The sequence below is a fragment of the Nonomuraea sp. NPDC050310 genome, from assembly GCF_040655795.1.
GTDB lineage: Bacteria > Actinomycetota > Actinomycetes > Streptosporangiales > Streptosporangiaceae > Nonomuraea.
The window spans coordinates 129,639-136,638 of record NZ_JBFAKP010000025.1; the positions used below are offsets into that span (position 1 = coordinate 129,639).

Below are 7,000 nucleotides of genomic sequence, written 5' to 3' on the forward strand. Positions count from 1 at the left end.
GCCGGCGATCGCGAAGCCCCAGGGAACGACCCTGGCCCGTCCCCCGGGGTCACGGGGGTCGGCGCGGGCCCTGCCCTGCTCACCCACTATCGCCGCTGCCCTGGTCGCCTGGCATCAGTCACCTGACTGCCGGTCGTCATCGGCGTCGTCCGACTCACCGTCAGATGACCGATGTGCGCGCTCGGGGCCGCGGCCGAAAGTTGGAGCGTCCGCCCCACCGATTCAGAAGGTGAGCTCGATGAGCACCCATCACCGGCGAGGTCTCGCCGTGATCGCCGCGGCGGTCGCCGCCGCCGTCACCGTCCTCCCCGCCGCCGCCACTGCGGATGCGGGCGACCGTACGGCGAAGCCGACCGTCATCCTGGAGCACGGCGCGTTCGCCGACGGCTCAAGCTGGAACCAGGTCGTCGCCGGCCTGCGCCGCGACGGCTACCCGGTGGTCGCCGCCGCCAACCCGTTGCGCGGCGTCGCCTCCGACGCGGCCGCGCTGCGCGGCCTGATCGACCACGTCGACGGGCCGGTCATCCTCGTCGGCCACTCCTACGGCGGCAGCGTCATCAGCGCCGCCGGCGCCGGGAACAGCAAGGTGAAGGCCCTCGTCTACGTGGCCGCGTTCCTGCCGGAAGCCGGCGAGAGCGCCCTCGGCCTGAGCACCAAGTTCCCCGGCTCGACCCTGCCCGGCGCCCTGGAGACGGTCACCGGCCCGGACGGCCCCGAGCTGTACATCCGCCAGGACGCCTTCCACCGCCAGTTCGCCGCCGACGTCCCCGCCCGCGAGGCGGCGTTGATGGCCGCCACCCAGCGGCCGGTCGCCCAGGCCGCGCTGGAGGAGCAGGCGACGGCTCCCGCCTGGCGGGAGAAGCCGAGCTGGGACGTGATCACCACCAAGGACCTCAACATCCCGGTGGCCGCCCAGCGGTTCATGGCCAAGCGCGCCAAAGCGCACGTCACCGAGGCCGCCGCCTCCCACGCGGTCACCGTCTCGCACCCCGGCGTCGTCGTCGACGTCATCGAAACCGCCGACCGCGCCACTCGCACTCGCACTCGTTGAGGAGAAAACCATGGACTGGAAGCTTGAAGTCGTCATCCTGCCGGTGTCCGACGTGGACCGTGCGAAGGCCTTCTACACCGAAACGCTCGGATTCCGGCTCGACGCGGACTTCCCCATCCGGGACGGCTACCGCGTCATCCAGGTGACCCCGCCGGGCTCCGCCTGCTCGATCATCTTCGGTGACGGGCTCACCACGGCGGCCCCAGGCACCTACCTGGGCCCGCACCTGATCGTCACCGACCTCGAAGCCGCGCTCAAGGAGCTCACCGCGCGGGGCGTGGCGGTGAGCGAGCCGTTCCGCGACGAGACGGGGGTCTTCCACCACCCCGGCGACGCGGAAAGGGTGCCCGGATTCCATCCCGAGCGGGCCAGCTACGGCTCGTTCGCCTCCTTCGACGACCCCGACGGGAACCAGTGGTTCCTCCAGGAGGTCACCCAGCGCGCTCCCGGCCGCTGAACCGCTGTCCCCACGGGCGAGGGCGGACCACCGCCCTCCCCTGTCTTCTTCTGGAGATCTTGTGCGCATGTACGACGTCATCGTGATCGGCGCCGGACCGGTCGGTGAGAACGTGGCCGGCCGGACCGCCTCCGCCGGGCTGGACACCGTCATCGTGGAAGCCGAACTGGTCGGCGGAGAATGCTCCTACTGGGCTTGCGAACCCAGCAAGGCCCTGCTCCGGCCGGTCCTGCTGCACGCCGAGGCCCGCGACATGCCCGGCCTCGACCCGGGCCCGCTGGACGTCGAGGCCGTCCTGCGCCATCGCGACCGGATGTCCGGCGACTGGGACGACCAGTCCCAGGTGCAGTGGCTGGACCAGGCGGGCGTCACCCTCATCCGCGGGCACGGGCGGCTGTCCGGGCCGCGGACCGTGGAGGTGACCGGCGCCGACGGCGGCGTCCTGCGGGTGTCGGCCCGGCACGCCGTGGCCGTCTGCACCGGCACCCGCGCCGCGCTCCCGCCACTCCCCGACCTCGCCGCGCTGCGGCCCTGGACCAGCCGCGAGGCCACCAGCGCCACCCGGGTCCCGCCGCGGCTGGCCATCGTCGGCGGAGGCGTCGTCGCCGTGGAGATGGCCACCGCCTGGCAGGCCCTCGGCTCGCAGGTCACCCTGCTGGTCCGGGAGTCCGGGCTGCTCCCCCGGATGGAACGGTTCGCCGCCGACCTGGTCGCCGACGCGCTCCGCGCCTCGGGCGTCGACCTGCGCTTCGACACCACCGTCACCGCCGCGACGCGCACCACCGACGTCCGGCTCGAGCTGTCCGACGGGCAGGTGCCTCACGCCGACTTCAGGCTCGAGCTGTCCGACGGGCAGGTGCCTCACGCCGACTTCAGGCTTGAGCTGTCCGACGGCCGGGTGCTCCACGCCGACGAGCTTCTGCTGGCCACCGGTCGTGCGCCGCGCACCGAGGACCTCGGTCTGGAGACCGTCGGCCTGCGCCCCGGCGACTGGCTGCCGAGCGACGACACCTACACCGTGCCCGGCATCCCCGGCGACTGGCTGTACGCCGTCGGCGACGTCAACCAGCGCGCCCTCCTCACCCACCAGGGCAAGTACCAGGCGCGGATCGCCGGCACGGTCATCGCTGACCGCGCCCGCAACCGTCCCCTCGACCGCACCCCGTGGAGCCGCCACACCGGAACCGCCGACCACGCCGCCGTCCCGCAGGTCGTCTTCACCGACCCGGAGATCGCCGGCGTCGGCCTCACCACCGACGAGGCCGCCCGCCTCGGCCGCGACGTCGACATCGTCGACTACGACCTCGGCCTCCTCGCCGGCGCCCACCAGCACAGCCCCGGGTACCGGGGCCGGGCCCGCATCCTGCTCGACCCCGCCCGCGGCACCGTCCTGGGCGCCACCTTCGCCGGCCGGGGCGTCGCCGAACTCGTCCAGTCCGCGACGTTCGCGATCGCCGGCGAGATCCCGCTCGACCGCCTCTGGCATGCCGTACCGGCCTTTCCCACGCTCAGCGAGGTCTGGCTCCGGCTGCTCGAGACCTACCGGGACACCACGGCGTCCCTGGCCGGCGGGCGCTGACATGGAGTGGTTCTTCGCGCCCTGGGCCTTCATGGCCTACCTCGGCGGACCCCACGGGTACGAGCCTCCCGCACCCGTGGACAGATGGCTGATCGAGATCGTCTACGAGACGGCCGCCGCCGAGACCCGCTGCACGCGGTGCGGCGCTCCCCTGGAGCATCCCCGGCTCCGGGCCGGCGCCTGGCCGGTCCGGGTCACCGCCCGCTGCCGAGGCGCCGCTCGCCACCGCCACCGCGCCGACGTCTCCCGCACCGCCGACGGCCTGCACACCAACCCGCTCGTCCGCGCCTAGCCGGAGTTCTGGTGCAGCACGGTGGCGAGCTGGCGGCGGGAGGTGACGCCGAGCTTGCCGAACACGTTGCGCAGATGCCACTCCACGGTGCGAGCGCTGAGGAAGAGCTGGGCGCCGATCTCCTGGTTGGTGAGGCCGTCGGTCGCGAGGCGGACGATCAACGTCTCCTGGGCGGTGAGGGTGTTCTCGCTCCGCCGCGCGCTCTGCCGGACTCGCTCGCCGGTCGCCAGCAGCTCGCGGCGGGCGCGTTCGGCGAACGCCCTCATCCCCAGGTCGGTGAACAGCCCGTGCGCGATCTTCAGGTGGTGGCGGGCGTCCACGCGGCGGTTGCCCCGGCGCAGCCACTCACCGTAGACCAGGTGCGCCCGCCCCAGCTCGGGCCGCAACGGTGTCCGGCCGAGCCGGTCAACAGCTTCCCGATAGTACGGCTCCGCATCCTCGCCACCGCTGAGCAACGCCCGCGACCGGGCCTCCAGACCGAGCCCCACCTCGGTCCCCCCGGCCGACGTCGACTCCGCCAACCGGGCGAGCGCCGCCTCGGCCACCTCGACCTCTCCGGTACGGCAGGCGGCTTCGACCAGCTCGGGCAGCGCCCACAGCGCGATGAACAGGTCGGAGGAGCTCTCACTGGAAGCGACGGCGGCGGCCTGAGCATCCCGGTAGCGGCCGAGCCCGTTGTAGAGGACCGCGGCCACCCAGTTGGCGTACGTCACGCTCGCGCCCTGCCCGGTCACCTCCACCTCGGCGATCATCGACCGGATGAGCGGGACCGCCGTCTCCTCGTCCCCGCGCAGGCAGGCGAGCATCGTCGGCCCGAAGGCGGCGGCGGGCGCACCGGTCACCTCGCAGATCGTCTCGGCCTCGGCGAACAGCGCCGCGGACGTCGAGAACTCGCCCGACCAGGTGGTCACGGTGCCCAGCGTGGCCAGCACGATGGGCAGCAGGTCGAACGCCCCCACGTCCCTGAGCACCTTGAGCTCCCGTTCGAGGAGGAAGCGCCAGTTGGTGAAGTCCCAGATCCCGACCGCGGCGGCGTGCGCGAACCAGCCCCAGCGCAGGACCTCGTCCGGGGTGAGCGAGGCGCCGACGATCGCGCCGACCGCCCTGCGCAGGACCGGCGCCGCGGCGGCCGGGCCTTCGACGATCACCCGCGCCAGCGCGTCGAGGACCAGCTCGGCCTCGTCCGGGTGCGCCGACACCGGCAGCTTGCGGGCGGCCCCGGACACCTCCGCCAGGCTTCCGCCCACCGCGCGATCACCCGCGAACATCGCCGCCATCCACGCGTTCAGGTAGGTCTCGCGGGCCAGGTCGAGGTCGAGCGGTTCGAGCCGCTTGGCCGCCTGCAGCAGCAGCGGCGGTCCGTCGCTGCCCAGCCCCGAGGCGAAGGCGACGTTCCCCTGCAGCAGGTCCGCGCGGGCGCTCTGCAGTTCGGTCAGCGGCTCCGCCCGCACGATCGCGAGCAGTTCGAGCACGCGGTCGTAGGAGCCGGCCTGCAGGTTGGCGTGCGCCGCGGCGAGCATGTGGTCGGCCCGGCGAGCCGGGTCCACGGTCAGCGCCGCGGCCTGCTCCAGGAACGCCGCCGCCGCGTTGGGCCCGCCGCGAGCTTGAGCCCTGCTCGCCGACCGCTCCAGATCGGCCGCCGCCGCCTCGTCCGGCCCGTCCGTCGCCTGCGCCCGATGCCAGGCCCGGCGATCCGGATCCGCGACCGGATCCGTCGCCTCCGCCAGCGCCCGATGCACCGCACGCCGCTGCTCGGCCGTCGCGGACCGATAGGCCGCCCTGCGCAGCAGCGGATGCCGGAAGCTGATCCGCTGCCCGAAGTCCGCGAGCCCCGACTCCGCCGCCGGCCGGGCAGCCAGATGCGAGATCCCCAGACGCCCCGCCGCCCGCCAGACCAACTTCGCATCCCCCGACGGCTCAGCCGAAGCCAGACACACCAGCAGCCTCGTCTCGCCGGGCAGCGCATCCAGTTGACGGGCGAAACTCTCCTCAATCCGCCCCGACAACGGCCCCGTCCCCGGAAACCCGAACCCCCCAGCCAACTCCTCCCGTGACAGCGTTCGAGGCAGTTCCAGCAGCGCCAGCGGATTCCCCCGGGTCTCAGCCACAATCTGATCCCGCACCCGCGTATCAAGCGGCCCGCTCAGCGCGTGGGACAGCAGCTCATGCGCATGCTCCTCCGCCAGCCCCTCCAGCCGCAGTTCCGGCACGCCGGCCACCTCATCGGTCGCCATCCGCGTCCCGAACACGATCCCCACCGGATCCGCCCCGAGCCTCCGCGCCACGAACCCGAGCGCCTGCGCCGACGCCCTGTCCAGCCAGTGCAGATCATCGGCCACGCACAGCAGCGGCTGTTCCCTGGAGATCTCCGACAGGAGACTGAGCACGGCCATCCCCACCATGAACCGGGCCGGCGGCGGCCCCTCCGCCAGCCCGAACGCCGTCTTCAACGCCAGCCCCTGCGGCCTCGGCAACGCCTCCGCCCGCTCCAGCAACGGCCCACACAACTGATGCAGCCCCGCAAACGCGAGCTCCATCTCCGACTGCATCCCCGCCACCCGCAACACCCTGAACTGGCGCTCCTGCGCCGCGGCTGACGTGTGGGTGTTGGTGTGGGCCTGGGCCTGGGCGGCCATGTCATCCAGCAGCGCCGTCTTCCCGAGCCCCGCGTCCCCGCTCACCACCAGAGCCCTCCCCTCGCCAGTGCGCACAGCCTCGAGGAACTCGCTCAGCACCGCCCGTTCAACGACCCGGTTCACCAACCCGACGGGTGCGTCTCGCAGGCCCGGCACCACCACCACATCCTTTCACCTGCGCGGATAATGCCACGAGCCCGAAGACCACAGCAATTTCCACCGTTGGCCGATAGGTCCTCGCCTATGGAGATGGTGCGCACTCCAGAAGCCCGGACACTTCACATGGCACTCGCCTCCCGAACCCGGGCCAGCACTGGACCGGCCGTGCCGAGAGCGGGTCGAGGGCGCATGGCGACGAGCCACACGGCTCCGCCGCACTCACCTGATCCCTTCGCCGGGTCGGCCGCGCCTTAAGAGCGTCTAACGCAATGAAGTGAGGCGCCGCCAGCAGATGAGCGCGCAGGCAAGCTTGAGGAAGGCCTCGTGGATGTCGGCGCGGATCTCCCAGCGGATGCGTAGGCGGCGGAAGGCGTGCAGCAGGGCGAAGGTCTGCTCGACGACCCAGCGTTGTTTGCCCAGGCCGGAGCCGTGTTCGGTGCCGCGGCGGGCGATCAGCGGGCGGACCCGCAGTTCCCGGACCAGGTGGCGGTACTTGTCGTGGTCGTAGCCGCGGTCGGCGAGTACCACGTCGGGACGCTGGCGGGGCCGGCCGCGCTTACCACGCACCTTCGGGATGGCGTCCAGCATCGGGCGCAGCTGGGTGACGTCGTTGCGGTTGGCACCGGTCAAGATGATGGCCAGGGGGATACCGGTGGCGTCGGTGATCAGGTGGTGCTTGCTGCCGGCCCGCCCTCGATCGACCGGGGACGGGCCGGTCTGCGGCCCCCCTTTAAGACAGTGTCTTGTTTGGTGATCAATCGTTGGGTTGATCATGGATCCGTTCATCGATCGGCTGGTTCCGGACCAGTTGTGGGAGCTGTTTCAG

6 protein-coding genes are annotated in these 7,000 nt (G+C 72.4%); 4 read left to right on the forward strand and 2 right to left on the reverse strand.

Going from position 1 to position 7,000, the window contains the following annotated elements:
* The first annotated feature begins 238 nt into the window (after positions 1-238).
* The 4 genes from AB0I67_RS37430 (at position 239) to AB0I67_RS37445 (ending at position 3,379) form a co-directional block, all read left to right on the forward strand.
* Positions 239-1,051: an alpha/beta hydrolase gene (locus AB0I67_RS37430; RefSeq protein ID WP_357934025.1), complete on the forward strand. Its 813-nt coding sequence runs from the start codon at positions 239-241 to the stop codon at positions 1,049-1,051.
* Between the two features lie 10 nt (positions 1,052-1,061).
* Positions 1,062-1,508, forward strand: coding sequence for a VOC family protein (locus AB0I67_RS37435; protein ID WP_357934028.1), 447 nt, complete (start codon positions 1,062-1,064; stop codon positions 1,506-1,508).
* Between the two features lie 67 nt (positions 1,509-1,575).
* Positions 1,576-3,087: an NAD(P)/FAD-dependent oxidoreductase gene (locus AB0I67_RS37440; protein WP_357934031.1), complete on the forward strand. Its 1,512-nt coding sequence runs from the start codon at positions 1,576-1,578 to the stop codon at positions 3,085-3,087.
* A gap of 1 nt (position 3,088) precedes the next feature.
* Positions 3,089-3,379, forward strand: coding sequence for a hypothetical protein (locus AB0I67_RS37445; RefSeq protein WP_357934034.1), 291 nt, complete (start codon positions 3,089-3,091; stop codon positions 3,377-3,379).
* Here AB0I67_RS37445 and AB0I67_RS37450 read toward each other — a convergent pair.
* On the reverse strand, positions 3,376-6,180 hold the full coding sequence (locus AB0I67_RS37450; RefSeq protein WP_357934036.1) for a LuxR C-terminal-related transcriptional regulator: 2,805 nt from the start codon (positions 6,178-6,180) through the stop codon (positions 3,376-3,378). The genes AB0I67_RS37445 and AB0I67_RS37450 overlap by 4 nt on opposite strands.
* 255 nt (positions 6,181-6,435) lie before the next feature.
* Positions 6,436-6,948 carry an IS5 family transposase gene (locus tag AB0I67_RS37455; protein ID WP_357934039.1) on the reverse strand — a complete coding sequence of 171 codons (513 nt, stop codon included), beginning with the start codon at positions 6,946-6,948 and terminating at the stop codon, positions 6,436-6,438.
* Positions 6,949-7,000: the final 52 nt, after the last annotated feature.

What these genes read in the sequence shown, in the direction of transcription:
- AB0I67_RS37430 (WP_357934025.1), top strand. Translation starts at nt 239, where the DNA reads ATGAGCACCCATCACCGGCGAGGTCTCGCCGTGATCGCCGCGGCGGTC.
- AB0I67_RS37435 (WP_357934028.1), top strand. Translation starts at nt 1,062, where the DNA reads ATGGACTGGAAGCTTGAAGTCGTCATCCTGCCGGTGTCCGACGTGGAC.
- AB0I67_RS37440 (WP_357934031.1), top strand. Translation starts at nt 1,576, where the DNA reads ATGTACGACGTCATCGTGATCGGCGCCGGACCGGTCGGTGAGAACGTG.
- AB0I67_RS37445 (WP_357934034.1), top strand. Translation starts at nt 3,089, where the DNA reads ATGGAGTGGTTCTTCGCGCCCTGGGCCTTCATGGCCTACCTCGGCGGA.
- AB0I67_RS37455 (WP_357934039.1), bottom strand. Translation starts at nt 6,948, where the DNA reads ATGATCAACCCAACGATTGATCACCAAACAAGACACTGTCTTAAAGGG.